The sequence below is a fragment of the Microbacterium sp. W4I4 genome, assembly GCF_030816235.1.
Taxonomy (GTDB): domain Bacteria; phylum Actinomycetota; class Actinomycetes; order Actinomycetales; family Microbacteriaceae; genus Microbacterium.
Window position 1 is genome coordinate 2,848,623 of record NZ_JAUSXT010000001.1, and the last position, 25,906, is coordinate 2,874,528.

At 69.0% G+C, this 25,906-nt stretch carries 26 protein-coding genes; 10 read left to right on the forward strand and 16 right to left on the reverse strand.

Annotated features, from left to right (window positions below; genetic code table 11):
• Positions 1 to 24 precede the first annotated feature (24 nt).
• A complete protein-coding gene (locus tag QF046_RS13485) occupies positions 25 to 1,266 on the reverse strand; it encodes an aminotransferase class V-fold PLP-dependent enzyme (protein WP_307370673.1) in 1,242 nt (413 codons plus the stop codon).
• Positions 1,267 to 1,430: 164 nt separating this feature from the next.
• Between QF046_RS13485 and QF046_RS13490 the strand changes: the two genes are divergently transcribed.
• The gene (locus QF046_RS13490) at positions 1,431 to 2,126 is read left to right on the forward strand and encodes a FadR/GntR family transcriptional regulator (protein WP_307370676.1); all 696 of its coding nucleotides are present in this window, start codon (positions 1,431 to 1,433) and stop codon (positions 2,124 to 2,126) included.
• An 81-nt stretch (positions 2,127 to 2,207) separates the two neighbouring features.
• Here QF046_RS13490 and QF046_RS13495 read toward each other — a convergent pair whose 3' ends face one another.
• The 6 genes from QF046_RS13495 to QF046_RS13520 all read right to left on the reverse strand — a co-directional run bounded on the left by QF046_RS13495 (position 2,208) and on the right by QF046_RS13520 (position 7,479).
• Positions 2,208 to 3,596 (reverse strand): FAD-binding oxidoreductase, encoded by a 1,389-nt coding sequence (locus tag QF046_RS13495; protein ID WP_307370677.1) that lies wholly within the window; start codon positions 3,594 to 3,596, stop codon positions 2,208 to 2,210.
• Positions 3,597 to 3,690: 94 nt separating this feature from the next.
• The gene (locus QF046_RS13500; protein ID WP_307370678.1) at positions 3,691 to 4,200 is read right to left on the reverse strand and encodes a glycine cleavage system protein R; all 510 of its coding nucleotides are present in this window, start codon (positions 4,198 to 4,200) and stop codon (positions 3,691 to 3,693) included.
• Between the two features lie 20 nt (positions 4,201 to 4,220).
• Positions 4,221 to 5,273 (reverse strand): PLP-dependent cysteine synthase family protein, encoded by a 1,053-nt coding sequence (locus tag QF046_RS13505; RefSeq protein ID WP_307370680.1) that lies wholly within the window; start codon positions 5,271 to 5,273, stop codon positions 4,221 to 4,223.
• 65 nt (positions 5,274 to 5,338) lie between these two features.
• Positions 5,339 to 6,112: a GntR family transcriptional regulator gene (locus QF046_RS13510; RefSeq protein ID WP_307370681.1), complete on the reverse strand. Its 774-nt coding sequence runs from the start codon at positions 6,110 to 6,112 to the stop codon at positions 5,339 to 5,341.
• Positions 6,112 to 6,510, reverse strand: a complete 399-nt coding sequence (gene rbsD, locus QF046_RS13515) for a D-ribose pyranase (protein ID WP_307370683.1) — start codon at positions 6,508 to 6,510, stop codon at positions 6,112 to 6,114. The genes QF046_RS13510 and rbsD overlap by 1 nt, the downstream gene beginning before the upstream one ends.
• Positions 6,511 to 6,534: 24 nt before the next feature.
• A complete protein-coding gene (locus QF046_RS13520; protein WP_307370685.1) occupies positions 6,535 to 7,479 on the reverse strand; it encodes a ribokinase in 945 nt (314 codons plus the stop codon).
• Between the two features lie 141 nt (positions 7,480 to 7,620).
• Here QF046_RS13520 and QF046_RS13525 point away from each other — a divergent pair, with 141 nt between their 5' ends.
• Positions 7,621 to 8,277 carry a transaldolase family protein gene (locus QF046_RS13525; protein ID WP_307370687.1) on the forward strand — a complete coding sequence of 219 codons (657 nt, stop codon included), beginning with the start codon at positions 7,621 to 7,623 and terminating at the stop codon, positions 8,275 to 8,277.
• Between the two features lie 219 nt (positions 8,278 to 8,496).
• On the opposite strand, the gene QF046_RS13530 is transcribed toward QF046_RS13525, so the two are convergent.
• Positions 8,497 to 9,177 carry a FadR/GntR family transcriptional regulator gene (locus tag QF046_RS13530; RefSeq protein WP_307370688.1) on the reverse strand — a complete coding sequence of 227 codons (681 nt, stop codon included), beginning with the start codon at positions 9,175 to 9,177 and terminating at the stop codon, positions 8,497 to 8,499.
• Positions 9,178 to 9,234: 57 nt separating this feature from the next.
• Here QF046_RS13530 and QF046_RS13535 point away from each other — a divergent pair, with 57 nt between their 5' ends.
• Positions 9,235 to 10,113 (forward strand): amidohydrolase, encoded by an 879-nt coding sequence (locus tag QF046_RS13535; protein WP_307370689.1) that lies wholly within the window; start codon positions 9,235 to 9,237, stop codon positions 10,111 to 10,113.
• A gap of 243 nt (positions 10,114 to 10,356) precedes the next feature.
• On the opposite strand, the gene QF046_RS13540 is transcribed toward QF046_RS13535, so the two are convergent.
• The 3 genes from QF046_RS13540 to QF046_RS13550 all read right to left on the reverse strand — a co-directional run bounded on the left by QF046_RS13540 (position 10,357) and on the right by QF046_RS13550 (position 13,209).
• Complete coding sequence (locus tag QF046_RS13540) at positions 10,357 to 11,379, reverse strand: hypothetical protein (protein WP_307370690.1); 1,023 nt, start codon at positions 11,377 to 11,379, stop codon at positions 10,357 to 10,359.
• A gap of 220 nt (positions 11,380 to 11,599) precedes the next feature.
• The gene (locus QF046_RS13545; protein ID WP_307370692.1) at positions 11,600 to 12,352 is read right to left on the reverse strand and encodes an SDR family NAD(P)-dependent oxidoreductase; all 753 of its coding nucleotides are present in this window, start codon (positions 12,350 to 12,352) and stop codon (positions 11,600 to 11,602) included.
• Positions 12,349 to 13,209, reverse strand: coding sequence for a fumarylacetoacetate hydrolase family protein (locus QF046_RS13550; RefSeq protein WP_307370694.1), 861 nt, complete (start codon positions 13,207 to 13,209; stop codon positions 12,349 to 12,351). The genes QF046_RS13545 and QF046_RS13550 overlap by 4 nt, the downstream gene beginning before the upstream one ends.
• Before the next feature lie 132 nt (positions 13,210 to 13,341).
• On the opposite strand from QF046_RS13550, the gene QF046_RS13555 reads away from it, so the two are divergent.
• Genes QF046_RS13555 through QF046_RS13565 form a run of 3 tightly spaced genes read left to right on the forward strand, consistent with a single transcriptional unit; the run spans position 13,342 to position 16,001 of the window.
• On the forward strand, positions 13,342 to 14,637 hold the full coding sequence (locus tag QF046_RS13555) for an L-fuconate dehydratase (RefSeq protein ID WP_307370695.1): 1,296 nt from the start codon (positions 13,342 to 13,344) through the stop codon (positions 14,635 to 14,637).
• On the forward strand, positions 14,624 to 15,589 hold the full coding sequence (locus QF046_RS13560; protein ID WP_307370697.1) for an aldo/keto reductase: 966 nt from the start codon (positions 14,624 to 14,626) through the stop codon (positions 15,587 to 15,589). The genes QF046_RS13555 and QF046_RS13560 overlap by 14 nt, the downstream gene beginning before the upstream one ends.
• On the forward strand, positions 15,582 to 16,001 hold the full coding sequence (locus QF046_RS13565) for an RbsD/FucU family protein (protein WP_307370699.1): 420 nt from the start codon (positions 15,582 to 15,584) through the stop codon (positions 15,999 to 16,001). The genes QF046_RS13560 and QF046_RS13565 overlap by 8 nt, the downstream gene beginning before the upstream one ends.
• A 39-nt stretch (positions 16,002 to 16,040) precedes the next feature.
• On the opposite strand, the gene QF046_RS13570 is transcribed toward QF046_RS13565, so the two are convergent.
• Positions 16,041 to 17,039: a LacI family DNA-binding transcriptional regulator gene (locus tag QF046_RS13570; RefSeq protein WP_307370700.1), complete on the reverse strand. Its 999-nt coding sequence runs from the start codon at positions 17,037 to 17,039 to the stop codon at positions 16,041 to 16,043.
• 116 nt (positions 17,040 to 17,155) lie between these two features.
• Here QF046_RS13570 and QF046_RS13575 point away from each other — a divergent pair, with 116 nt between their 5' ends.
• The 4 genes from QF046_RS13575 to QF046_RS13590 all read left to right on the forward strand — a co-directional run bounded on the left by QF046_RS13575 (position 17,156) and on the right by QF046_RS13590 (position 21,821).
• Positions 17,156 to 18,025 carry a sugar phosphate isomerase/epimerase gene (locus tag QF046_RS13575; RefSeq protein ID WP_307370702.1) on the forward strand — a complete coding sequence of 290 codons (870 nt, stop codon included), beginning with the start codon at positions 17,156 to 17,158 and terminating at the stop codon, positions 18,023 to 18,025.
• A gap of 166 nt (positions 18,026 to 18,191) precedes the next feature.
• On the forward strand, positions 18,192 to 19,694 hold the full coding sequence (locus QF046_RS13580; protein WP_307370704.1) for a sugar ABC transporter ATP-binding protein: 1,503 nt from the start codon (positions 18,192 to 18,194) through the stop codon (positions 19,692 to 19,694).
• Positions 19,694 to 20,737 (forward strand): ABC transporter permease, encoded by a 1,044-nt coding sequence (locus tag QF046_RS13585; protein ID WP_307370707.1) that lies wholly within the window; start codon positions 19,694 to 19,696, stop codon positions 20,735 to 20,737. The genes QF046_RS13580 and QF046_RS13585 overlap by 1 nt, the downstream gene beginning before the upstream one ends.
• An 88-nt stretch (positions 20,738 to 20,825) precedes the next feature.
• Complete coding sequence (locus QF046_RS13590) at positions 20,826 to 21,821, forward strand: ABC transporter substrate-binding protein (RefSeq protein ID WP_307370710.1); 996 nt, start codon at positions 20,826 to 20,828, stop codon at positions 21,819 to 21,821.
• Positions 21,822 to 22,112: 291 nt separating this feature from the next.
• On the opposite strand, the gene QF046_RS13595 is transcribed toward QF046_RS13590, so the two are convergent.
• The 4 genes from QF046_RS13595 to QF046_RS13610 are packed head-to-tail and all read right to left on the reverse strand — an operon-like array spanning position 22,113 to position 25,877.
• Positions 22,113 to 23,072, reverse strand: a complete 960-nt coding sequence (locus QF046_RS13595) for a phosphotriesterase (RefSeq protein ID WP_307370713.1) — start codon at positions 23,070 to 23,072, stop codon at positions 22,113 to 22,115.
• Positions 23,072 to 23,992, reverse strand: a complete 921-nt coding sequence (locus QF046_RS13600; RefSeq protein WP_307370717.1) for a shikimate dehydrogenase — start codon at positions 23,990 to 23,992, stop codon at positions 23,072 to 23,074. The genes QF046_RS13595 and QF046_RS13600 overlap by 1 nt, the downstream gene beginning before the upstream one ends.
• A gap of 9 nt (positions 23,993 to 24,001) precedes the next feature.
• The gene (locus tag QF046_RS13605; protein WP_307370719.1) at positions 24,002 to 24,952 is read right to left on the reverse strand and encodes an NAD(P)-dependent oxidoreductase; all 951 of its coding nucleotides are present in this window, start codon (positions 24,950 to 24,952) and stop codon (positions 24,002 to 24,004) included.
• A gap of 1 nt (position 24,953) precedes the next feature.
• Complete coding sequence (locus QF046_RS13610) at positions 24,954 to 25,877, reverse strand: FGGY-family carbohydrate kinase (protein WP_307370721.1); 924 nt, start codon at positions 25,875 to 25,877, stop codon at positions 24,954 to 24,956.
• Positions 25,878 to 25,906: the final 29 nt, after the last annotated feature.

Sequence of the window (25,906 nt, forward strand, 5' to 3'; positions counted from 1 at the left end):
TCTGAGTGGGAGAAGTCGGGGTGGTCAGGCGATGGATGCGGAGGAGCGGATGCCGGTGTCGATGCCGGCGCGCTGCAGCAGCTGCGGCACGCAGCGTTCGATGAACGCGTCGATGTCGGAGCGCTCGGTGTACAGGTGCACGGACATGCGGTAGTACCCGACGCCCTGGAAGCTGGTGAACGCGGTCTCGACTCCTGTGGCTTCCAGCAGCTGCATCCGCAGGTCGTCCGCCACCTCGCGAGTGGCTCCCAGCCCCGGCGGCAGACGGATCAGGCGCATCGACGGGACGGGTGCGGGCAGCGGGGTCAGAGGGTCTTCGGTGCTGTACGGGCGCAGCGCCTCGGCGATGGCCTCGGCGCCGGCATCCGCCATCTCCGTCATGGCCTCGCGGGTGGCGGCCCAGCCGAACTCGTCCTCGATGAAGTCGATCGCGGCGGGGGTGCTGAGATAGGTGGTGGCGTCGATCGTTCCCTGGGTGTCGAACCGGCCGGGGAACGGCTCGGGAGCGCCCCACGAGTCGATCAGCGGCCACAGTTCCTGGCGGTCATCGGCCTGCGTGACCAGCAGCGCGGAGCCGCGCGGGGCGCACGGCCACTTGTGCAGGTTGCCGAACCACCAGTCGCCGCCGCCCGCGATCGCGGCGTCCGGGATGAGACCGGGGGCGTGAGCGCCGTCGACCAGCGTGCGCACGCCGTGCTCGGCGGCCGCCTCCGCGATGCGGCGAGTGGGGAAGCGGCGGGCGGTCGAGGAGGTGATCTGGTCGATCACGATGAGGCGCGTGCGGGGCGTGCGGGCGTCTTCGAATCGCTGCACGGCCTCGTCGTCGGATGCCAGCAGCGGCACGGACACGGTCTTCACGGTCGCGCCGAAGCGGCGGGCGAGCCGCTTCGCGCCCATCGTGACAGCCCCGTAGCCGTGATCGGTGACGAGGATCTCATCGCCGGACCCCAGCTGCAGCGCGTTGTAGACGACGGTCGCCGCCGCCGACGCGTTGGGCACGAACGCGGTGTCCTCGGCACGAGCGCCGACGAAGGGGGCGGTGCGCTCTCGTGCTTCACGCACGCGCTCGGCGATGCGGGGGAACCACTCCACGGGGCTGAGGTCCGCGCGCCGGCGCAGGGCGTCCTGGTGCGCGACGACGGGCGTCGGCACCGCGCCGAACGAGCCGTGGTTGAGGTGGATGATGTCCGGATCCAGTGGCCAGGCATCGCGCGCACGGGCGAAGGAGCTCAGCCGGAGCGGGGAGGGGAAGGGTGTGGCCGTCATCGGTCCTCATCTGTCATGACAGGGGAAGTTGTTGCACAACATTGCCATGTCTGCGCCTGAAACGCGAGATGTGATCGAGAATTGGATCAAGTTGTTATACAAATTTGTGTGAGGCGGGGCGTCCGTCAGACTCGCAGTCAGCACACCGCATCGAAGGGAACCGCATGAGCGCCTTGGACACCGCCGTGCACGGGCTGCGCGAGCTGATCGCCGAGGGCACCCTGAAGCCCGGCGATCGGTTGCCCAGCGAGGGGGAGCTGTGCGAGCGGCTGGGGGTGTCGCGGGGGTCGCTGCGCGAGGGCATCCGGATGCTCGCGGCGCTCGGTGTGCTGGAGACCAGGCACGGTTCGGGCAGCTACGTCAGCGATCTGAACGCCGGCGACCTCATCGGCAGTCTGTCGCTGACGATCGGGCTGCTGCCGCTGGCATCCATCCTCGAGCTGTACGAACTGCGCCGGGCGCTCGAAGCGCACGCCGCCTCGTTGGCCACGGCCCGCATCGACGCGGAGTCGCTGGTCGAGCTCGACGCGCTGCTGGTGGAGCTGGAGGCGACGACGGATGACGAGGAGCAGTCGCGCCTGGACCATCAGTTCCACATGCGCATTGCGGAGATCGCCGGGAACTCCGCGCTTGCGAGCCTGCTGGCGGTGTTCCGTGCGCGGTCACGGGCATATCGGATCTTCCGTACCGACAGCGCCTCCGAGATCAAGACGCTCTCGGATGCCGGGCACCGGGCGATCCTGCGCGGGCTGGAAGGCCGCGATCCGGTCGCCGCATCCGCCGCAGCGGCCAGCCACGTCGCCCAGACCGAGTACTGGCTCCGACGCCTGCAGCCCGACGCGATCGGCCTGACCGACTAGAACCCGTCGATATGGCGCAAACCGCCCTGTTTCGCTTGGAATCGGGGCGGTTCGCGCCATATAGACGGGCTTGCGATGGACTCAGATCGGGCCGAACACCGCGCCCGGGTTGAGGATGTTCTGCGGGTCGAGGGCGCGCTTGATGCGCAGGTTCAGCTCGAGCACATCGTCGCCGAGATAGTCCGCGAGCCAGGGCTGCTTGAGCCTGCCGACCCCGTGCTCGCCGGTGATCGTGCCGCCCAGCTCGATCGCCAGCGACATCACCTCGCCGAAGGCGAGATCGGCGCGCTCGCGCTGGTCGGCATCCGACGCGTCCAGCACGATCAGCGGATGCGTGTTGCCGTCGCCGGCGTGCGCGACCACGGCGATCTCGACGCCGTGCCGCTCCGCGATCGCCCGCATCCCGTCGATCAGATCACCCAGGCGCGGCAGGGGCACACCGACATCCTCCAGCAGCAGGGCCCCGCGGCGCTCGACGGCGGGGATCGCCTGACGGCGGGCCTCGATCAGCGCCTCGCTCTCGTCGGGGTCGCTGGTCGCGTACACCTCGGAGGCGCCGTGCAGCCCGCAGGTCTGCTCGATGGCCTCGATCTGCGCGGCGGCGACCTCGGCCGGCTCATCGGACTGCACGATCAGCATGGCGGCGGCCGTGCGGTCCAGGTCCATGCGCATGACGTCCTCGACGGCATTGATGGTGACCTGGTCCATGAACTCCAGCATCGACGGACGCATCGCGGCCTTGATGTCGACCACGGCCCTGATCGCGCCGTCCACGGTCGGGAACATCGCCACCAGGGTGGTCGGCGTGCGTTGCGCCGGCACGAGGCGCAGCACGGCCTCGGTGACGATGCCCAGCGTGCCCTCGCTGCCGACGAACAGCTTGGTCAGCGACAGCCCGGCGACATCCTTGAGTCGCGGGCCGCCGAGCTTCACGGCCTTCCCGTCCGCCAGCACCACAGTGAGCCCCAACACGTAGTCCGTGGTCACGCCGTACTTCACGCAGCACAGCCCGCCGGCATTGGTGGCGATGTTGCCGCCGATCGAGCAGAACTCCTGCGATGACGGGTCCGGCGGATACCAGAGGCCGTGCTCGGATGCCGCGGTCTTCACCTCGCCGTTGAACGCGCCGGGCTGCACGACGGCCATCTGCAGTCCGGGGTCGACCGTGATGCTCCGCATCCGCTCCAGCGAGATGACGATCGCGCCGTCCACGGCGGACGACCCGCCCGACAGGCCCGATCCCGCACCGCGCGGCACGATGCCGACGCCCTCACGCGCGGCGATGCGCACTGCGGCCTGCACGTCCTCGGTGCTCGTGGCCCGCACGACCGCCAGCGGGGTGCCGGCATTCGGATCCTCGGCGCGGTCGCGGCGGTACGCCTGCAGCGCGTCGGGGTTCGTGAGCACGAGCTCGGCACCGAGCTCGGCGGTCAGGGCGGAGACGACGCGGACATCGCGATCATCGGTCATCGGGCATCCTCGGCATTCCCGCCGCCCGCATCGGCGGCGCACTGACCACTCTCGCACACGCCGTGAGATGGGAAGTGCCGGCCCGGGCGTCCCGTCAGAGGACGCTGATGTCGACCTGCAGGTCGTGCGTGAGCTCTTCGATGTCGGCGCGCAGCACGTCGAGGTCGGCCGATGCCGGAACCGTCGCCGTCACGGCGGACTCGAACAGTCGTCCACCGGCCATCGCGGCATCCCGGGTCTCGGTCGTCATGCTCCGGATGCTGAGCGCGTGACTGCTGAGCACACCGGAGATCTCCCGGACGATGCCGGGGCGGTCATCGCCGAGGACCGTCACGGAGACAAGGCGGTCGGCATCGGTTTCCGCATGATCGGAGCCTGTGGTGACGGTGAGGGCGAGCATCCCGTCAAGGCTGCGCAACGCTGCCTGCAGCTCACCGGCCCGATCGTCGGCGACCGTGATCTGGATCACTCCGGCGAAGGTCCCGGCGAGCTCGGCCAGCCGGCTGTTCTCCCAGTTGCCGCCGTGCGCGTCGACGAGATCGGCGATGGCGGAGACGAGTCCGGGGCGATCCGCTCCCGCGACCGTGAGGATGAGCGTGGTCATGCTGACAGCGTACTGGCCCCTCAGGCCCAGCGACCGGTGTCCAGGAAGTTCAGCATCCGCTCCCGGTGCGGGGCCAGATCCCAGCCCTGCGCGGCGACCCACTCGTCGGAGTAGTAGGTGTTGGCGTAGCGGATGCCGCCGTCGCAGATCAACGTGACGACGCTGCCGGTCTCGCCGGCTGCCCGCATCCGGGCGATCAGCTGGAAGGCGCCGTACAGGTTCGTGCCGGTGGAGCCGCCCGCCCAGTGCAGGGTGCGCTCGCGCAGCAGCCGGATGGCGGCGACGGACGCGGCATCCGGCACCTGGATCATCTCGTCGATCACGCTCGGCACGAACGACGCCTCCACGCGCGGCCGGCCGATGCCCTCGATCCGGGAGGGGGAGCCCATGGCATCCGCCTCTCCCTTCCAACCGGCGTAGAACGCCGAGCCCTCCGGGTCGACGACGGCGACCTCGGTCGCATGCCGGCGGTAGCGCACGTAGCGTCCGAAAGTGGCGCTGGTGCCGCCGGTCCCGGCTCCGACGACGATCCAGCGGGGGATCGGATGCCGCTCCTGCGCCAGCTGGCTGAAGACGCTCTCGGCGATGTTGTTGTTGCCGCGCCAGTCGGTCGCACGCTCGGCGAAGGTGAACTGGTCGAGGTAGTGACCGCCGCACTCCGCCGCGAGCCGACGCGCCTCGGCCGAGATCTCGGACGCGTTCTCGACGAAGTGACAGCTGCCGCCGTAGAACTCGATGAGGTCGATCTTCTCCTGGCTCGTCGAACTCGGCACGACCGTCACGAAGGGCAGGCCCAGCATCCGCGCGAAGTACGCCTCGGATACCGCGGTCGATCCGCTGGAGGACTCCAGGAGGGTGGTTCCCTCATCGATGAGCCCGTTCACCAGGCCGTACAGGATCAGCGAACGGGCGAGGCGATGCTTGAGCGAGCCGGTCGGATGCACCGACTCGTCCTTCAGATACAGGTCGATGCCCCATTCCTCCGGGAGGGGGAAGAGGTGCAGATGCGTGTCGGCTGAGCGGTTGCCATCCGCCTCGAGCACGCGGATGGCGGAACTGACCCATTCGCTCATGCCTCGAGCGTAGTCGGGGAGGTCTCCCACACTCTCCTCGGCGCGGGTGGGGCGAGGCGGACTGCTCAGGGGATGCGGACCAGGGTGCCCTGCGCGCTGTCCGGCCCGAGCTGGAACTCGAAGCGCGAGCGGTCGCCGCGGTGGTATGCGATGAAGAACTCGATAGGACGGCTCGCACCGTCGCGGCTCACGCTGCGCAGCCGCAGCAGAGCCGAACCCGCGCTCACCCCCAGCAGACCGGCCTGCTCGTGCGTGGCGACGGTGGCCTCGGCGGAGCGCACGCCGTGCGTGGCCGTGATGCCGTGCTCGGCGAGCAGCGCATACAGCGAAGCGTCGCGCAGATCCGCGCCGAGGGTCACCTCGCCCACGTCCTGCGGCATCCACGTCGTCGACAGCGACCAGGCGTCGTCGTCGACGTGACGCAGTCGGGTGAGGACGACGACCGGGGAGCCCTCGGCGATCTCGAGGGCGGCCGCGACCTCGGCATCCGCTTCGATCGTCTCGTGGCGCAGGATGTCGCTGCGCACGTGTCCGCCACGGCGCTCGACCTCGTCGAACAGACCGACCAGCGTGTGCACCAGCGACTCCGCCGTGCGCGGGCGTGCCACGAACGTGCCCTTGCCCTTGACGCGCTCGACCAGTCCCTCGTGCTCCAGCTGCGCCAGGGCCTGACGCACCACGGTGCGCGAGACGCCGTACTGCTCGCACAGCCGGTGCTCGCCGGGCAGCGGGTCGCCGGGCTGCAGCCGGTCGTTCTCGATGTGCTCGACGATCAGCCGGCGCAGCTGGTCGTACATGGGCGCGGCGGAACGCCGGTCGATTCCGGTGACGGTGCTCATCAGTATGCGACTCCCGCGTGCAGGATGACGTTGGCGTACGGGGTGAACTCTCCGGAGCGCACGAAAGCGCGCGCCGCGTGGGTCTGCTTCTTGAACTCGACGTGCGGCACCAGCTCGATCTCGATGCCCGGCAGTCGTTCGCGCAGCGCCTCGAGCACGTGGGGGCTGGCTTCGGCGACCTCGGCGGAGACCGTGGCGCCCTCCACGACGAGTTCGGCCAGGATCGTGTCGAGCACGTCCAGGAACGCCGGAGCGCCGGGGCGGTAGGCCAGATCGATGCGCTCGGCGTCCGGGGGGATCGGCAGCCCGGCATCCGTCACGACGATCAGATCTGTGTGCCCGGTCTCGCTGATCACACGGGACAGCGCGGGGTTGATGGTGGTGGATGTCTTGCGCATGGGGCTCCTTCGGGCCGCGTGGTGTCAGCGCGGGTTCTGCGCCAGCAGGGCGTCGACCTCGTCGCGACGCGGCAGGCTGGGCGAGGCGCCCTGCCTGGTCACGGCGATGGCGCCGGCGGCGCTGGCCAGACGGGTGGCCTCGGCGAGCGTCCAGCCCTCGGCGAGTGCGGCGCCCAGATAGCCGGCATAGGCGTCGCCGGCGGCGGTGGTGTCGACCGGGCTGACGGGGATCGGGTCGATGAACGTGGTGCCCTCGGCGGTCACGACGCAGGAGCCCTTCTCGGCCATCGTGATCACGGCAGAGCCGACGCCCTGCGCGAGGAACCACTGTCCGGCGCGTTCGGCGGATGCCGCATCCGTCACCTCGATGCCGCTGAGCAGGGACGCCTCGGTCTCATTGGGCGTGACGATGTCGATGTTGCGCCACACCTCGGCATCCAGCGGCGCGGCCGGTGCCGGATCCAGTACCACCGTCATGCCGTGCGCGCGGGCGCGCGAGGTGATGTGCAGGGTGAGGGATGCCGGAGTCTCGAGCTGGGTGAGCAGGACGGAGGTCGTGGGTGCCAGCGCCTCGAGTGCCGCGTCGATCTGCTCGGGGCTGAGCTGCGCGTTGGCGAGCGGCACCATGACGATGTCGTTCTGGGCGGACGCGTCGACGCGGATGTGCGCGATGCCGGTGGGGCCCGGGACAGTGCGCAGGTGTGTGAGATCGACGCCCGCGGCGGAGAGCCCGTCGACGATGAGGTCGTGGAAGAGGTCGTCGCCCACGCAGCCGACGAAGCTGGTCCTGGCGCCGGCGAGACCGGCCGAGACGGCCTGATTCGCACCCTTGCCGCCCAGCAGCAGGGTGAACTGGTCGCCGAGGATGGTCTCTCCGCGTGCGGGCAGGCGCTGCGAGAAGGTGGTCACATCGGCGGTCACGCTGCCGACGATCACGACACCCGTGCGGCTGGTCTGGTCGCTGGTCATACTCTCCCGATCGGCTTCTGGGCGTCGTCGTCTTTGACTTCGGCTGACCCTGTCATTACATTAGCCGCATCCCCGCTTGTAACGACAGGTGGGGACCGGTGCGCCCGTGGCGGGCCGCTGTGCCTGCGAAGAGGAGACCGGATGACCGCGCCGCGGCTGTATGTGGACAGTGCTGACGTCGAACGCGTCGGGAGGCTGCTCTCCGCGGGCGTCGTGCACGGAGTTACCACCAACCCCACCATCCTCGAACGCGGCGGGCGCGCGGCATCCGAGATCCCCGCGCTGTACGAGCGCTGGACCGCGGAGGGCGCCGACGAGGTCTTCTTCCAGACCTGGGGCGGGGATCGGGAGTCATACCTGCGCAACGCCTCCGGCATCCTCGCGCTCGGCGACCGGGTCGCCGTGAAGGTGCCGGCGACCGCCGAGGGCTTCGCCGCGGCATCCGCTCTGGTGCGCGACGGTGCCACGGTGCTCGTCACCGCCGTCTACACGGTCGCGCAGGCGCTCGCGTGCGCCAGCATCGGCGTGCGCTACATCGCGCCGTACCTGGGCCGGATGCGGGACGCCGGACTCGACGGCTCCGGGATCATCGCCCGCATGCAGAGCGTGTGCGCGGACAGCGACACGAACGTCCTGGCCGCCAGCCTGCGCTCGCCGGATGACATCGTCGAACTGCGCGAGTCGGGTGTGCCGTATTTCACCGCGGCTCCCGATGTGCTCGACGCGCTGCTGTTCGACTCCGTGAGCGACTCGTCTTCGGCCGAGTTCGATGCCGCGATGGTGCGGCTCGGGGCGTAGGCGGCTCCTGGCCGAGGCCCGCCGGCGCGGGCGTGGCCCCCAGGTATCGTGTTCGCGCTCAGGTCGCGATTCGTCCCGCTTTCGGCATCACCTGGTGGTTCAGGTCGCAATCGATCCCGCTTTCCCGGCATCTTTCCGGGACGAAGTGCGACCTGAACAGGTGGGACGGATGCTGTGGAGCGGATGCTGTGGACGGCCGCATCCACACGATCCGCGGCGTCAGGCGGACGTCGCCTGACGCAGCCACCGCTCGATGCCCGCGACGTGGGCCGTGGCGAGGGAGGTCGCCAGCGCCGAATCGTGCTGGCCGATCGCCTCGGCGATGGCGCGGTGCTCCGACAGGGTGCGTTCGACGGCGCCCTGCTCGGTGAGTCCTCGCCACACCCGGGCGCGGATCGTCTGACTGCCGAGGCTGTCGATCAGACTGGACAGATAGCCGTTGCGGGTGAGGCTCACGATCTCGCCGTGGAATCGGATGTCGTGGGCGACCAGGTCGTCGATGCTCACGTCGTTCGGGTCCACGGACGACACCTCGTCGAGCAGCCGCTGAGCATCGTCGTCGGAGGCGTTGCCCGCAGCGAGGCCGGTGGCCTGGGATTCCAGCATCCGCCTCACCGCGAACAACTCGAGCAGTGAGTCGTCGTCGTGCATGTCGACGACGAAGCTGATCGCCTCCAGCAGCAGATGCGGCTCGAGGCTGGTGACGTAGGTGCCGTCGCCGCGGCGCACATCGAGGATGCGGATGACCTCGAGCGCCTTGACCGCTTCGCGCATGGAGTTGCGCGACAGGCCAAGCCTCTCGGCGAGCTCCTTCTCGGGCGGCAGACGGTCGCCGGGACCCAGTTCGCCGGCAACGATCATCGCTTTGATCTTCTCGATCGCCTCGTCCGTGACAGCCATGGCCACATCCTCGCACAATGATCCGATGTCTGCGCCGACATGTGTGACGATGGAGGCATGCGTGTTGTCGACAGCCACCTGCACCTCTGGGATCCTGCAGTTCTGATGTACAGCTGGCTGGGTGGCGACCTGGACGACACGTTCGCGGCGGATCGGCTGCGCGAGGATCGCATCGAAGACGTCGACCAGCAGGTGGCGGTGTTCGTTCAGGCCGGCGCCGCACCGAAGCAGGCGATCGACGAGGTGCGCTGGGTGGAGTCCATCGCGTCCGCCGCAGGTGTGGTCGCGATCGTCGCCGACGCCCGGCTGCATCGGCGGCGCAAGCTGCTGAAGCATCTGGATGCGCTCGCCGAGCACGACCTCGTCGTGGGCGTCCGTCACCTGCTGCAGGATGAGAAGGACGGCTTCGCCCGTCGCCGGGACTTCATCGAAGGCGCCCGCGAGCTCGCTGCGCGCGGGCTCACGTTCGACGCCTGCGTGCGGCACCATCAGATTCCGGATGTGACTGCGCTGGGACAAGCCGTGCCAGGGCTGCGGATCGTGCTCGATCATCTCGGCAAGCCCGCCATCGGCACCGTCGAGCAGCCCCTCCCGCCGAGCCCCGAGTGGCTGCGCGACCTGCGCGCGCTCGCGGCGAACTCGAACGTCTTCGTCAAGCTCTCCGGGCTCCCGGCGGAGTCGAACGGGGACATCGATGAGGACCAGATGGAGCCGTTCCTGGATGCCGTTGCCGAGGCGTTCGGCGAGGACCGGCTGATGTGGGGCAGCGACTGGCCGGTGTCGTCCACCGCATCCCTCGATTCCGAAGGCAGCTACTTCACCGTGGGCAACCGCGACGACTGGTGCCACACCGTCGCTGGTTGGGCGAAGGATCGCGGCCTGGACACCGAGAAGGTCTTCTGGTCGAATGCCGTGCGCTTCTACGGCATCCGCTGACCGCGGCCCGGCCCGGCCTGGCCCGGATCCGACCTGGCCGTCCTGCCCGGACCGGGACCCACCCGTCCAGGTCGCAGTTATGGTCGCCATTCACAGGGATTGGCGGCAACGGTTGCGACCTGGGGGACGACGTTCGGCAACGGGGGCGTTCAGGTCGCAGTTATGGTCGCCATCCGACGGGCTTAGCAGCAAGAACTGCGACCTGGCGGTGGGGTGGGCGCGCGCGGATGCTGGCGCACCGGGTCAGTGCGCCAGCGCGGCGCGTACTCGGGCGATCAGCAGTTCGGGGCGGGCGAAGAGCGCGCTGGTCACTTCGATGACCGTCCAGCCGGCAGCGCGCAGCGCGGCGATGCGCTCGACGTCTGCGGCGTAGTGCGCACTGTGCAGGATGCCGTGGTATTCGACCGCGACCTTGCGGTCGGGGTACGCCATATCGACGCATCCGATGAATCGACCGTCGTCGTCGTAGACATCCTGATTCAGTACCGGCTCGGGCAATCCGGCGAGCACGAGATGGCAGCGCACCTGGGATTCCCGAGGCGACCAGGCGTCCTCGCGGATCAGCTCGACCGCGTCGCGCAGGCGACGGATGCCGGACCAGCGCGTGCGCGCGATCATCGCGCGCAGCTCGTCGCGTGTGGTCCAGGGTCGTCTGCCGGCATCCGGTCGTCCGTACCCTTCGCGCCAGACCCTGCAGAAGAAATCCCCGAGCGCGACGAGATCGAGCAGCCTCAGGTGGCCGAGCTGGGCCCAGGTCATCGCAGGGCCGGCGATCGCGAAGCCGCGCACGATGCGCAGTTCCGCGGCAGCGGGATCGGCACGGTGACCGCGCACGCCGGCCGCACGCACGATCGGTCCGTCGCCGAGGGTGCTGACGTGCACGTCGAGCAGGTGGCCATCCATAGGGGCGAGCCGGGCATCCGCCGCATCCCTCGTATCCGTCCAGGGCTCCGCAGGATCCGGCGGGGGCGGGTAGACGAGCGGCAGCGGACCGCCGCGAATCGCCACCGCGGACTCATGACTGAGGAACTGTCCGGGCCGCAGTCGGGGCGCGTAACGGTACGCCTGCACCCGCCGCTCGTGGACCTGGCGAGCGAACGGGTCGAGGTGATCCGTGGAGTCATCGGCGGGGAGCGCGCGAACGCCGGTGAAGGGTGCCTCGAGGTCGCCTCTGCGCAATCGGCCGCGGCTGACACCGGCGGCCATCGCGTCGGTGACGCTGAAGCGTCGACCGAGGTCGGGCGGAAGCGGGCGGGCGGGGCGCATCGCTTCACGATGCCAGGTGGTGGCTGACTCCGTGAGAGTTATCCACAGGCATCCAGGTCGCAACGGTTGCCGCCAGAACACGCGGATACCGGCCATAAGTGCGACCTGGGCACCGGGATGCCGAGCGTCGGTACTCCAGGTCGCAATAGTTGCCGCTGAATCCCGGGAATGGCGGCAACGAGTGCGACCTGGACCCCGGCCCGGCCCAGGGCGAAGAGCTCTACTCGGACCGCAGGCGCAGCTGCGCCATGCCGCCGTCCACCTCGATGAACGTGCCGGTCGTCGACCCGGATGCGGGGGACACCAGGTACAGCACGGCGCCGGCGACCTCGTCGGGCGAGACCAGACGGCCGTGCGGCTGGCGGGCGTTGAGCGCGGCACGTTCGGCGGCAGGATCGGCCGCGGAGTCGAGCAGGCGGCCCACCCACGGGGTGTCGGCGGTGCCGGGGTTGACGGCGTTGACGCGGATGCCCTCGGGGAGGTGGTCGGCGGCCATCGCCCGGGTCAGCGCCGAGACGGCACCCTTCGACGCCGAGTACAGCGCGCGCTGCGGCAGGCCGGTCGTCGAGGCGATGGATGCCGTGTTGCACACCGCCGCCGACGGTGACTTCCGCAGCCACGGGAGGGCGGCCGAAGTCACGCGGGCGATGCCGGTGACGTTGATCGAGAGCACGCGGGCCCACTCGTCGTCGTCGTTCGCGGCGATGTCGCCCTGCGCGCCGATGCCGGCGTTGTTGATGACGATGTCGATGCGTCCGAACCTCTCGGCGACAGCGGCGACGGCGGCATCCACCGAGTCGCGGTCGGAGATGTCGGCCGTGAAGGCCGCGAAGGCGGCATCCGCTCCCGAGGTGTCGCGATCGAGCACGGCGATCTGCGCGCCCTCGGTGTGCAGGCGGCGGGCGATCGCCGCGCCGATCCCGGATGCTCCGCCGGTGACGATCGCGACGAGTCCGTCGACCTGCCCGCTCACCTGCTCGCCTCCCACGCGACGAACTCCTGGCGCTGACGGCCGAGGCCGTCGATCTCGATCTCGACCACATCGCCGGGCTTCAGGTACGGGTACTTGCCCGAGAGCGCCACGCCCTGCGGCGTGCCGGTGAGGATCAGGTCGCCCGGCTCGAGCGTGACGTACTGCGACAGGTGGTGCACGATCGTGCGCACGTCGAAGATCAGGTCGCCGGTGTTCGAGTCCTGACGCGGCTCGCCGTTGACGAAGCTGCGCAGGTTGAGGTTCGTGGAATCGACCTCGGATGCCGGCACCAGCCAGGGGCCGGTGGGGTTGAAGCCCGCCGCGATCTTGCCCTTGGACCACTGACCGCCCGACACCTCGAGCTGGAAGGTGCGCTCGGAGACGTCGTTGGCGAGCACGTAGCCCGCGATGTGCGCATCCGCCTGCTCCGGCGAATCCAGGTACGCGGTGCGCGTGCCGATGACGACGCCGAGCTCGACCTCCCAGTCGGTCTTCTCGCTGCCGCGCGGGATGGTGACGGCGTCGTTCGGACCGACGACGGTGTTCGGAGTCTTCAGGAACAGGATCGGGATGGTCGGCGGCTCGGAGCCGGACTCCGCAGCGTGTGCGGCGTAGTTCATGCCGATGCAGATCACGGCGCTCGGGCGCGCGATCGGGGCGCCGATGCGCAGCGAGTCGGCATCCGCGAGCTCGGACAGCTCGCCGGCATCGAGTGCGGCCCGCGTGCGCCCGACAGGATCGGCGGCGAGGAAATCGCCGTTCACGTCGGATGTCACAGGGCGCAGGTCGAAGGTGCGGCCGTCATCGATGACGACGGGGATCTCGCTTCCGGTCTCGCCGAGTCGCGCGAACTTCATAGTTCTCCTTCTGGTCTTCGAGATGCGTGAGAAACGGATGCCGATACGACTGCCGTCGTTGACAGTATAGACATCCGATGTTTACACTTCCAAGTGCCTGCCAGGAGTTTCCTGCGCACCCGAAGGAGCACCGTGAGTCGTATCGTCGCGCTGGACACCAGCGACATCCGCTTTCCCACGTCTCTGAGCCTGGACGGCTCGGATGCGATGAACCCCGACCCCGACTACTCCGCTGCCTACGTGATCGTGCGCACCGATGCGGAGGACGCCATCGCCGGGCACTCCTTCGTGTTCACGATCGGTCGCGGCAACGACGTGCAGGTCGCCGCGATCGACGCGCTCGCCGACCACCTGGTGGGGCGCGAGATCGAACCGCTCCTGGCTGACATGGGCACCACCTTCCGCGACATCATCGGCGACTCGCAGCTGCGCTGGCTCGGCCCGGAGAAGGGCGTCATGCACATGGCCATCGGCGCCGTGATCAACGCGCTGTGGGACATCAAGGCCAAGCGTGCCGGCCTGCCGCTGTGGCAGCTGCTGGCGCGGATGACGCCCGAGGAGATCGTCGACCTCGTCGACTTCCGCTACCTCACCAACGCGCTCACCCGCGAGGATGCGCTGGAGATCCTCCGCGCCGCCGTCCCCGGGCGCGAGGAGCGCGAGCAGCAGCTGCTCGCCACAGGGTACGCCGGCTACACCACCAGCCCCGGCTGGCTGGGCTACTCCGACGAGAAGCTCGAGCGGCTGGCCCGCGAGGCCATGGCCGACGGCTTCACCCAGATCAAGCTGAAGGTCGGCGCCGACCTTCAGGACGACATCCGCCGCTTCCGCAAGGCGCGCGAGGTCTGCGGACCGGACTTCCCCATCGCGATCGACGCGAACCAGCGCTGGGAGGTGTCCGAGGCCATCGAGTGGGTGAACGCCCTCGCCGAGTTCCACCCCGCGTGGGTCGAGGAGCCCACCAGCCCCGACGACGTTCTCGGTCACGCCGAGATCGCCCGTGGCATCGCTCCGATCCGCGTCGCCACCGGTGAGCACGCGCAGAACCGGATGATCTTCAAGCAGCTGCTGCAGGCGCGGGCCATCGAGGTCATGCAGATCGACGCCGTGCGCGTCGCCGGCGTCAACGAGAACATCGCCAACCTGCTGCTGGCCGCCAAGTTCGGGGTGCCGGTCTGCCCGCACGCGGGCGGCGTCGGGCTGTGCGAGGCCGTGCAGCACCTGTCGATGTTCGACTTCGTCGCCGTCAGCGCCTCGCGCGAGGGCCGGCTCATCGAGTACGTCGACCACCTGCACGAGCACTTCGTGGTCCCCACCGACATCCGGGGCGGGTCGTACATGGCTCCGACCACGCCCGGCACCAGCATGGAGATGAAGGCCGAGAGCATCGCGAAGTACACCTGGACGGGGCAGCATGTCATCGACTGAGCTCACCTTGCCGACTCTCGGTTACGGCGCGGCCAACGTCGGCAATCTGTTCCGCGCGTTGAGCGACGACGAGGCGTGGGCCGTGCTCGAGGCGGCCTGGGACTCCGGCATCCGGTACTTCGACACCGCACCGCACTACGGCCTCGGGCTGTCGGAGCGGCGTCTCGGCGCCTTCCTGCAGACCAAGCCGCGCGACGAGTTCTTCCTCTCGACCAAGGCTGGTCGCCTGCTGCGCCCGAACCCCGAGCACCAGGTGGGCGGTCTCGACACCGACAACGACTTCTTCGTGCCGGACGACCTGCGCCGCGAATGGGACTTCACCGAGGCCGGCATCCGCACCGGCATCGCCGAATCGCTGGAGCGGCTCGGGCTCGATCGGATCGACCTGCTCTACCTGCACGACCCGGAGCGCAACGACCTGGACCTCGCGATCGCCGAGGCGTTCCCGGCGATGCAGGCCGTGCGCGAGGCGGGTGTGGTCGGTGCGATCGGCGTCGGTTCGATGGTGTCGGATGCGCTGACCCGGTCGGTCCGGGAGGCAGACCTCGACCTGATCATGGTCGCCGGTCGCTACACGCTGCTCGAGCAGCCCGCGGCGGCCGATGTGCTGCCTGCGTGCGCCGAGCGCGGCACCGGTGTCGTGGCGGCATCCGTCTTCAACTCCGGACTGCTCGCGCAGACGGAGCCGAAGCGCGACGGCCGCTACGAGTACGGGCAGCTGCCCGATGAGCTGTGGGACCGGCTGGTGCGCATCGCTGCGGTCTGCGAGGACCACGGCGTGCCGCTGCCGGCGGCGGCGATCCAGTTCCCGCTGCAGTCGTCGGTGGTCCGCTCCGTGGTGGTCGGCGGCAGCCGCCCCGCCCAGCTGACGCAGAACGCCGAGTACGCGGCGCTCGAGATCCCCGCCGACCTGTGGCGGAACCTGGCCGAGGAAGGACTGACGGATGCTTGAGGGGATCAACCCGCTGCTGACCGGTGAGCTGCTGCTGCACCTGGACCGGATGGGCCACTCGGACTCGGTCGTCGTCGCCGACGCGCACTTCCCGGCCTGGGCGCTGGGGCGGAACGTCGTCGATCTTCCCGGTACGACCACCCCGGAGGTGGTCGCCGCGATCCGCTCGGTGCTGCCGCTGGACGATGCGCCCGGCATCGACCTGATGGAGTCGGCGGATGCCACGGTGCTGGACGTGCAGCGCGAGCTGATGGCCGCCGCCGGAACCGCCGTGGAGACCACCCGCTTCGTGGAGCGCTTCGCCTACTACGACGTCGCGAAGGGCGCGTACCTGATGGTGCGCACCGGCGAGACACGCAAGTACGGCAACGCACTGCTGCGCAAGGGCGTGGTCGGGCACCCGTCGGCCTGAGCGTCCTGCGTCTGAGAATCGGCGGCGGCGGCGCCTCGCTCAGCCCGTCGTCGACGCGCGGACGACCAGCTCGGCGGCGAACGGCGCGACAGTCGGGATCGGCTCCGCCGGGGCGTCGAGCAACTGCAGCAGGGCGGATGCCGCGGCGCGTCCGATCTCGTACCCGGGCTGGCGGATCGTCGTGAGAGGCACCAGGGCCTGTCGGGCCTGGTCGACATCATCGAAGCCGACGATAGCGATGTCATCCGGCACCGCGACGCCCTCGCGCAGCAGAGCCGTCTGCGCGCCGATGGCCAGCATGTCGTTGGCGGCGAACAGCGCATCGGGGCGCGCGTGCTCCGGACGCTCGAGGATGCGGTTCGCGGCGTCGAGGCCGGCCTGGATCGTGAGGCCCTCAGTCGTGATCACTTCGATCGATGCGCTGTGGCTCGCCGCCTCCTCGAGGCCGGCGAGACGATCGGCCGATTGGCTCACGGTTCGCGGGTCGCCGAGGAACGCGATCCTCCGGCGTCCGATCTCCACCAGATGCCGCCCCGCGAGTCGTCCGCCTCCGCGATCGTCGAAAGGAACGCAGCCGACGAGCGGCGAGGGGCGGTCGGCACCGATGACGACAGAGCGGATGCCTCGGCGGGCGAGCCCCTCCAGCTGCGGATGCACATCCCCGAGCGGGTAGATGATGACACCCTGGGCGCGGTGCGCCTCGAACATCTCGATGTTGCGCTGCTCCTGCGCGAGATCGCGCCCGCTGTTGCTGAAGAACAGCGACCACCCGCCCGCTCGCGTGACGTCCTCGACGCCGCGGGAGAGCTCGTTGAAGTACGGCAGCCAGGCATCCAGGAGGATGAGGGCGATCGTCCGTCCCGCGCCCGCCCGCAGCTGGCGTGCGGACTCGTTGGGCACGTATCCCAGCTCGGTCACCGCCGCGCCCACCCGCTGCCGGGTGCTCTCGCTGAGCAGGTGCGGGTGGTTGAGGTAGTTCGAGACGGTGGAAGCCGAGACGCCGGCGTTTGCGGCGACGTCCTTGACGCTGGCGGGCATCGGTCCTCCTCGGTGGTCCCGGACTCACACTAGTCGCAGTTGACACGTTGCAAACGGTCGGGGTACGGTCGATCCCGCACGAATTGCAACGTGCCAATCGTCGCGAAGGAGCCGCAATGAACATCGGATGCCATGGACTGGTCTGGACGGGGAAGTTCGATGCAGCCGGCATCCGCCTGGCCGTCGAGAAGACGGCGCAGGCCGGATTCGACCTCATCGAGTTCCCGCTGATGGACCCGTTCTCCTTCGATGTGGAGGCGGCGAAGGACGCGCTGGCCGAGCACGGCCTCGACGTCAGCGCATCGCTCGGTCTTTCGGACGGCACGGACATCACCAGCTCGGATCCCGCCGTCGTGGCTGCCGGTGAGGCGCTGCTGATCCGTGCGGTCGATGTGCTCGCCGACCTCGGCGGAAAGCACTTCTGCGGAGTCATCTACTCCGCGATGCGGAAGTACATGATGCCGGTCACGACGGAGGGGCTGGCGAGCAGTCGTGCGGTGATCGGGCGGGTTGCCGATCACGCGGCCTCCCGCGGAGTGAACGTCTCGCTCGAAGTGGTCAACCGCTACGAGACGAATGTGCTCAACACCGCTCGCCAGGCCATCGCGTACCTCGCCGAGGTCGACCGCCCGAACCTCGGCATCCACCTCGACACGTACCACATGAACATCGAGGAGTCGGATATGGCGGCTCCTGTGCTGGACGCGGCTCCGCAGCTGCGCTACGTGCACATCGGCGAGAGTCACCGCGGTTACCTCGGCACCGGCACCGTCGACTTCGACGGCTTCTTCAAAGCGCTCGGGCGCATCGGCTACGACGGGCCCGTCGTTTTCGAGTCGTTCTCGTCGGCGGTGGTCGCCGAGGACCTCAGCCGGATGCTGGGGATCTGGCGCAACCTGTGGAACGACAGCGACGAGCTCGGCTCGCACGCGAACCGATTCATCCGCGACAAGCTCGTCGCGATCGATTCGATCCGCCTGCACTGATGTCACGGGCCGGTTGTGACGAAGATGTTATTACAAGTCTGGCAATCGAGGCCGGCCTTAGATACATTTAGATACAACTTGCGCATCGCCATCCGGTCGCGCAGTATTGACCCGATGTTTAAACGGGATTCCAGGGAATCCGAGGCCTCCGAGGGAGTAGGTGGGTATGAGTGATCCGATCCTCAAGGTCGAGGGAATCAGTAAAGGGTTCCCCGGCGTGCAGGCTCTGCAGGACGTGAACCTCGAGGTTCGGGAGGGCGAAGTGCTCGTCCTCGTGGGCGAGAACGGCGCCGGCAAGTCGACGCTGATGAAGATCCTCTCCGGCATCTACACCCGCGACGCGGGCGAGATCCTCTTCGAGGGCGAGCCGATCGAGCTGACCGGTCCGCTGCAGGCGCAGCAGCTGGGCATCACGATCATCCACCAGGAGCTGAACATGATGCCCGACCTCACGGTCGCGCAGAACATGTACATCGGGCGTGAGCCCAAGCGGGGCCCCTTCGTGTCGGAGCGGGCGCTGAATCGACAGGCTGCCGAACTTCTCGCCCGGCTCGACATCCACCTCGACCCGCGGCAGAACGTCGGCGAGCTGACCGTCGCCGAGCAGCAGATGGTGGAGATCGCCAAGGCGCTCTCGTTCAACGCCAAGGTGCTCATCATGGATGAGCCGACCTCCGCGCTCACCGAGACCGAGGTCGAGACTCTCTTCGTCCTCATCGAGCAGCTGAAGGCGTCCGGCACCGGCATCGTCTACATCTCGCACCGCATGGACGAGCTCAAGCGGCTCGCCGACCGCGTCAGCGTGCTCCGCGACGGGCAGTACATCGGATCTCTGGAGAAGGACGAGATCAGCATCCCGACCGTCATCGAGATGATGGTCGGCCGCGTGATCGACGAGGGAGCCCGCCCCGAACCTCGTGACTTCAGCGAACAGCCCGTCGTGCTCGAGGTGCAGGGGCTGTCGACGAAGGCGCTGCTGAAGGACGTCTCATTCCAGCTGCGCAAGGGGGAGATCCTCGGCTTCGCCGGGCTCATGGGCGCCGGACGCACCGAGACGGCGCGCGCCCTGATCGGCGCCGACCCCAGGGATGGCGGAACCATCCTCGTCGACGGACGACAGCAGCGCATCCGTCAGCCCGAGGATGCCGTCAAGCGCGGCATCGGCTACCTGTCGGAGGACCGCAAGCTGCTGGGCCTCATGCTCGAGCAGGATGTCACCTTCAACACGGTGCTCGCCTCACTCGACTCCTACGCCAACTCGATCGGCTGGATGGGCGATCGCACCGCGAAGGGCAGGACCAAGGACTATGTGCAGCAGCTGCGCATCAAGACCCCCTCGGTCAACCAGCTCGTCAAGCTGCTGTCCGGCGGAAACCAGCAGAAGGTCGTCATCGCCCGCTGGCTGATGCGCGATTGCGACATCCTCATCTTCGACGAGCCGACCCGCGGCATCGACATCGGAGCGAAAGAGGAGATCTACCGGCTCATGCAGCAGCTCGCCGATGCCGGCAAGTCCATCATCGTCATCTCGTCCGAGCTGCCTGAGCTGCTCCGCATCGCGAACCGCATCACGGTGTTCGCGAACGGCGAGGTCATGGGCGAACTCACCAACGAACAAGCCACACAGGAGAAGATCATGCACCTCGCAGCACACGGAGAGGACAACTGATGAGCGGTTCGACCACGACCGTCGTGCAGACGGCGGTGAACGAGGACACCCAGAAGGGGCGCCTGGGCGCAGCCCTGCGCAACTCGGTCCAGCAGTCCCTCGCCCTGGGCACGCTCGTCGTGCTGTTCGTGTTCTTCGCGATCTTCGGCTCGAACTTCACGTCGGCATCCAACATCGAGAACATCCTGATGTCCACGGTGCTCGTGGGTGTGCTGGCGCTGGGTACGACCTTCGTCATCGTCACCGGCGGCATCGACCTGTCGCTCGGGTTCGGCATGACGCTGTGTTCGGTGATGATGGGCACCGCGGTCACCGGATGGGGCCTGCCGGTCTGGGCCGGCGTGCTCGCGGCCCTGGCCACCGGCGCACTCATCGGCCTGATCAACGGGCTGAACATCACCTTCCTGCGCCTGCCCCCGTTCATCGCGACGCTGGCGATGATGATGATCGCGCAGGGCCTGGCGCTGGTGATCTCGCAGGTCAAGCCCATCACGTTCGCCCCTGACGTGCGCAAGCAGGTCACCGGCATCGTGCAGTTCGATCCGGTGGTGGCGGCATCCGACGGCTACTTCGCCAGCCTCCCCGCAGGCGTGCTGATCTTCATCGTGCTCGCCGTGGTCACATACCTGGTGCTGAACAAGACGATCCTCGGCCGGTACACCTTCGCCATCGGCTCGAACGAAGAGGCGACCCGCCTCTCCGGCGTGAATACCCGCCGTTGGACCATCTGGGTCTACGTCTTCGCCGGCGTGTTCATCGGCATCGCGGGCGTGCTGCTCACCGCGCGCCTGGGCTCGGCGCAGCCCACCGCCGGTGCGGGATACGAGCTGCAGGCCATCGCGGCCGTGATCATCGGCGGCACCTCGCTGCTGGGCGGTCGCGGATCGATCGTCGGCACCGTGATCGGTGCGTTCATCATGAGCGTGCTGATCAACGGCCTGCGCAGCATGTCGATCCAGACGGAGTGGCAGTACATCCTCACCGGTGTCGTCATCCTGATCGCGGTGTTCTTCGACGCGCTGCGCAACCGCGGCAAGAGCTAGCACCGACGGCTCGGCATCCGCTCGAGCATCCGAACTTCCAACTGAACACAGCAGACCCGAATCCCTACCCCGAACGATGGAGTTTCACATGAAGTATGGAAAGAAGATCGCCGTCGCAGCGCTGGCTGCTCTGACGGTTCTCTCGCTGGCAGGCTGTGCCACGGGCAAGGGTGACACGCCCGCTGCCGGTGGAGACAAGGGCGCGGACAAGCAGCTCTCCATCGACCTGGTCTCGAAGGGCTTCCAGCACCAGTTCTGGCAGGCCGTCAAGACCGGCGCCGAGGAGAAGGGCAAGGAGCTCGGCGTCAAGATCAACTTCGAGGGCCCCGGCGCCGAGACCGAGATCGAGAAGCAGCTGCAGATGCTGCAGTCCTCCATCGACCGCAAGCCGGACGCCATCGCGTATGCGGCTCTGGATCCCGAGGCCTGCATCCCGGGCATGGATGCCGCGGAGACCGCCGGCATCCCCGTCGCGTACTTCGATGCGCCGTGCAACAGCGAGGTCGGCAAGACCCTTGCCGCGACCGACAGCAAGGTCGCCGGCGCGCTGGCGGCCGAGCACATGGCTGAGCTGATCGGCGGAAAGGGCGATGTCGCGATCGTCGGCCACTCGCAGATCAACTCGACCGGTGTCGAGCGTCGCGACGGCTTCGTCGACAAGATCAAGGCCGACTTCCCCGACATCAAGATCGTCGACATCCAGTACGGCGACGGCGACCACCTGAAGTCCGCCGACATCACCAAGTCGATGCTGAACGCGCACCCCGACCTCAAGGGCATCTACGCCACCAATGAGGGTTCCGCGATCGGCGTGGCGAACGCGCTGAGCGAGCTCGGCAAGTCCAGCAAGGACATCACCGCGATCGGCTTCGACTCGGGCGCTGCCCAGATCGACGCGATCAAGAGCGGCGTTCTCGCCGGCGCGATCACCCAGGACCCGATCGGCATCGGAAAGACCGTCGTGCAGGCCGCTTACGACCTCGCCAACGGCAAGTCCGTCGAGAAGTTCTACGACACCGGTTCGTACTGGTACGACACCACGAACCTCGAGGACCCGAAGATCGCCGCGGTTCTGTACCAGTGATCTGACCCTCAGTCAGAAGAGGTCCCCTCGCCTTCGGGCGGGGGGACCTCTTCCGTGTGTTGAGACCTCGCTTCAGGTCGCGATTCGCCCCGTTTCCCCGGTGCCAGCCGCTTCAGGTCGCGATTCGTCCCGCTTTCCGGCCATCATTCCGGGACGGATTGCGACCTGAGCTCCGGGGTCGGGACCGATTGCGACCTGAGCGGGAGGGCGTGAGGACGGCGCGGGACGGCGGGCGGAGGCACGGGAGGCGCGCGGAGGGTGCGGGCAAGCCCGTCGGATGCTGATCGCGCGTCAGGCGCTCAGCGCCAGCAGCCGGGCGGGGTTCGCGGTCAGCATCCGGTCGGCCGCGTCGTCGCCGATCAGCGCCCGCAGGCGGGGGACGTACCGCTCGCCGAGGTAGGCGAGGCCGGGCATGCCGCCGTAGGCGATGTAGCGGGTGCGGCGCGCGACGTCGCCGCCCAGCAGGATGCGGTCGCCTCCGCCTCCCGCGACGACGGATGCCGTCAGCGCGAGCAGCTCGGCATCCGAGCGCGTGCGCGGACGGGCGAAGCCGTCGTAGCCGAGGTAGGCGCCGCGCTCGGTCAGGGAGAGGTGCAGTCCGGCATCCGGATCCCGGTCGGCGTGCGCGAGCACGATGCGGTCGGAGGCCACACCCTCGGCCGTCAGCAGGTCGAGCACCTCATGGGCGGCCGTGCAGAATTCCAGATGCACCATGATCGGCGCGCCCGTGATGCGATGCGCCTCGGCGAGGGCGAGCAGCGTGGTGCGCTCGAAGGGGCTGATGCGCCAGTAGTCGGCACCGCCCTTCAGCATCCCTGCCCGCACCGGGTCCCCGGTCGGACCGACTGCACGGGGGCCATCGGCGGCGTCGTCGGATGCCGGCATCCCGTCCGTCACATCCGAGACGAACAGCGCGGCCAGGCGCGCGGCGTCCCAGGAGCGGGTCGGGTGGTCGGACGCGTAGTGCGCGTCGCGATGCCGTCCCGTCGTCGCGATGACGGCGAGACCCGTGGATGCCGAGATTCGAGCCAGTGCCTGCGGATCGCGCCCGAGCCCGAAGGGCGTGGCATCCACCATCGCCTCGAACCCGCTCGACTTCAGCAGCGCGGCCTCCTGCGCCGACGCGGTCTCGTCGTCGAGCTCATCGCCGGGCAGCAGGGGCGAGATCTGAAACAGGTGCTCGTGGTAGTTCACCCGTCCCAGCGACACCGGGTCGACATCGCCGAGCACCGTGCGAACCACCGCGGCCATCAGCGCACCGACTCCGCGGCGGCCGCGAGCTCTTCGATGATCGACGGCGTCAGCGTCACTTCGAACACATCGGCGACGACCTGCGACCAGCCGTGGATGAAGTACCGCCATCCGTCCACGACGTGCAGCGAGCGCTCCTGCTGCTGCGCGAGCGCCTGGTGCATGAACTCCAGCGAGCCGCGGTAGTTGAACTCCCACACCCACGCCGCCTCGGGGAAGACCACGGCGTCTGACAGCGGAGAGCCGGGCCGGTCCTTGCCCAGTCCGGTGGCGTTGGTGATCACGGAGCCTGCCGGGGCGGCGGCGACGATCGCATCCGCTTCCTCCGCCGTCCCGGTCACCACGTAGCGGATCAGATCCTCGGTGGTGCCGTGCTGGCGGTGCACCTCGCGCAGGTGGTCGAGCTTGTCCTGCGAGCGGGCGGTGATCGTGACGCGCGAGGGAGCATCGGCGCGCTCGGCGAGGGCCCAGCTGAGCGCGGTTCCCGATCCGCCTGCACCCAGGATGACGACCTCGGCGCCGGTGCGCGCGAAGTGGTCCGCCGGCAGGAAGTCGTTCAGGGCGAGGTCGACCGTGATCGGGTCCTTGGCCTGGCCGATCAGGCGGGAGCCGCGCTTGGAGATGCTGGAGATCTCGGAGCACGACACGGCGAACGGGTCGAGCTCGTCGAACAGATCGGATGCTGCGGCGAACACGTTCATCTTGTGGGTGGTGACCAGGGCGCCGCGGTGGTGCTCGTCGTCACGGATCTGCTCGACCATCGCCCGGTAGACGGCCGGGTCGGCATCCATCGGCAGGTCGTGTCCGACCAGGGTGCGTGTGGGCAGGCCCAGGATGTCCGCCCACAGCGGGAACACCTTCATGATCGACGAGGAGCCGGTGGTGACCCCGACGAAGCCCATGTGATTGTCAGCAGTCAAAACGTTCTCCTAGCGGGTGACGAGGTGGGCGGGAGCGTCGCCGCGCAGCACGGCGATCACGTCGTCGAGCGACATGCGCCCCATGTTGTCGACGGCCTGCGTGGTCTGGGCCGCGAGATGCGGGGTGACGATGACGCGGTCGGCGAGCTCCGCCGACAGCAGCGGGCTCGCGCTCGCCGCGGTGTCGCCGTCGAGGGTGTCGGCGGCGTATGCCGCCAGAGTGCCGTCGCCGACTGCCAGTGCGAGTGCGGACTCGTCGACCAGGTCGGGGCGTGCGGTGTTCACCAGCACCGTGCCGCGACGGATGCCGCTCAGGCGCGTCGCATCCACCAGCCGCTGACCGCCGGGAGCGTGCAGTGTGATGACGTCGGCCGTGCGGAACAGATCGTCCAGCGACATCGGCTCCGCGCCGGCAGCCCGCACCACGTCCTCCGCGACGAAGGGGTCGGATGCCAGGATGCGGGGTCCGAAGCCGCTCAGCCGCTTCGCGACGCCCTGGCCGATGCGGCCGAACCCGACGATGCCCACGGTCGCCGCTCCGAGCTCGCGTCCGCGGCGCACCGACCAGTCGCCCTCGCGCACGCGGTGGTCCCCGTCGGGGATGGTGCGGAGAGCTGCGAGCATCAGGCCCACGGCGTGGTCGGCGACCGCATCCGCGTTGGCGCCGGGAGTGTTGGTGACCGGGATGCCGCGGGCGGCCGCCGCAGCCAGGTCGACCGCCTCGTAGCCGACGCCGTAGCGGGCGATGACCTTGAGCTTCGGGCCTGCGGCGAGGTGCGCTTCGGTGACCGGGCCGGTGCCGGCGATCCAGGCGTCCGCGCCGTGCAGCAGCGCGCGCAGCTCGGTCAGATCGTGGTGCGCAGGGCCGCGCATGATGCGGTGGCCCGCGAGCGCGGCACGGTCGACGAGGTCGAGGTCGCCGTCCGAGAACGAACGGCTGGTGACGAGGATGACGGCCATGTCAGTCGTTCCTCCCGGACCCGGCGAACCAGGGCTTCAGCGCCGTGTAGGCGTCGGTGAAGCGGGCGTGTCGCCGGGCATAGACGGCGTGGCGATCGGCATCGGGGGTGAACTCGGCCGTCACCTCGCTGAGCGCGCGGGCCGCCGAGAAGTCGGCGAGGCCGAGTCCGACGGCAGCGGTGACCGCGGCGCCGAGGCTGTTGGCCTCCTCGACGACCGTGCGACGGCGCACCGGGATGCCCCAGACATCGGCGAGCACCGACAGGTAGGCATCGCCCTGCGCGCCTCCGCCCACCGCGTCGATGCGGTCGATGACGGCGCCGGAGTCGCGGAACGCCTGGATGCAGGTGAGCAGGTTGAACGCGGTGCCCTCGAGCACGGCGCGCACGAGGTGCGCTCGGGTGTGGTGGCGGCCGATGCCGACGAAGGCGCCGCGTGCGTCGGGATCCCAGATGGGGGAGCGCTCGCCGAGCAGATAGGGCAGGAAGTAGAGGTCCTCGGTGTCGATCCCGTCTGCGGCCTCGGCCGTCAGTCGGCCGGTCTCGGGTCGGGCGGGGTCGGGGGAGAGCGCCTCGGAGATCCACTGCACGGAGGCGCCGCCGGCCTGCATCGTCGCGGTCGGCACGAAGGAGCCTGGCACGACGTTGTCGAACGTGAAGGTGCGCATCGCGGGGTCGTGCAGCGGAGCATCCGCGGCGAACGAGATCCACGAGCTGGTGCCGAGGCAGACGTACGCGCCGTCCTCGGGGGAGACGACGCCCGAGCCGACGGCAGCCATCGGGCCGTCGCCGCCGCCCATCACGACCTTCACCCCGGTCGTGAGCCCGAGGGCGTCTGCGGCGGATGCCGTGAGCGTGCCGGCGATCGCCGTGGAGTCCAGGATCTCGGGGAACAGGGTCGGGTCCAGGCGTGCGGCCGCCAGCACCTCGCTCGGACCAGGTTCCGTTCAGCTGG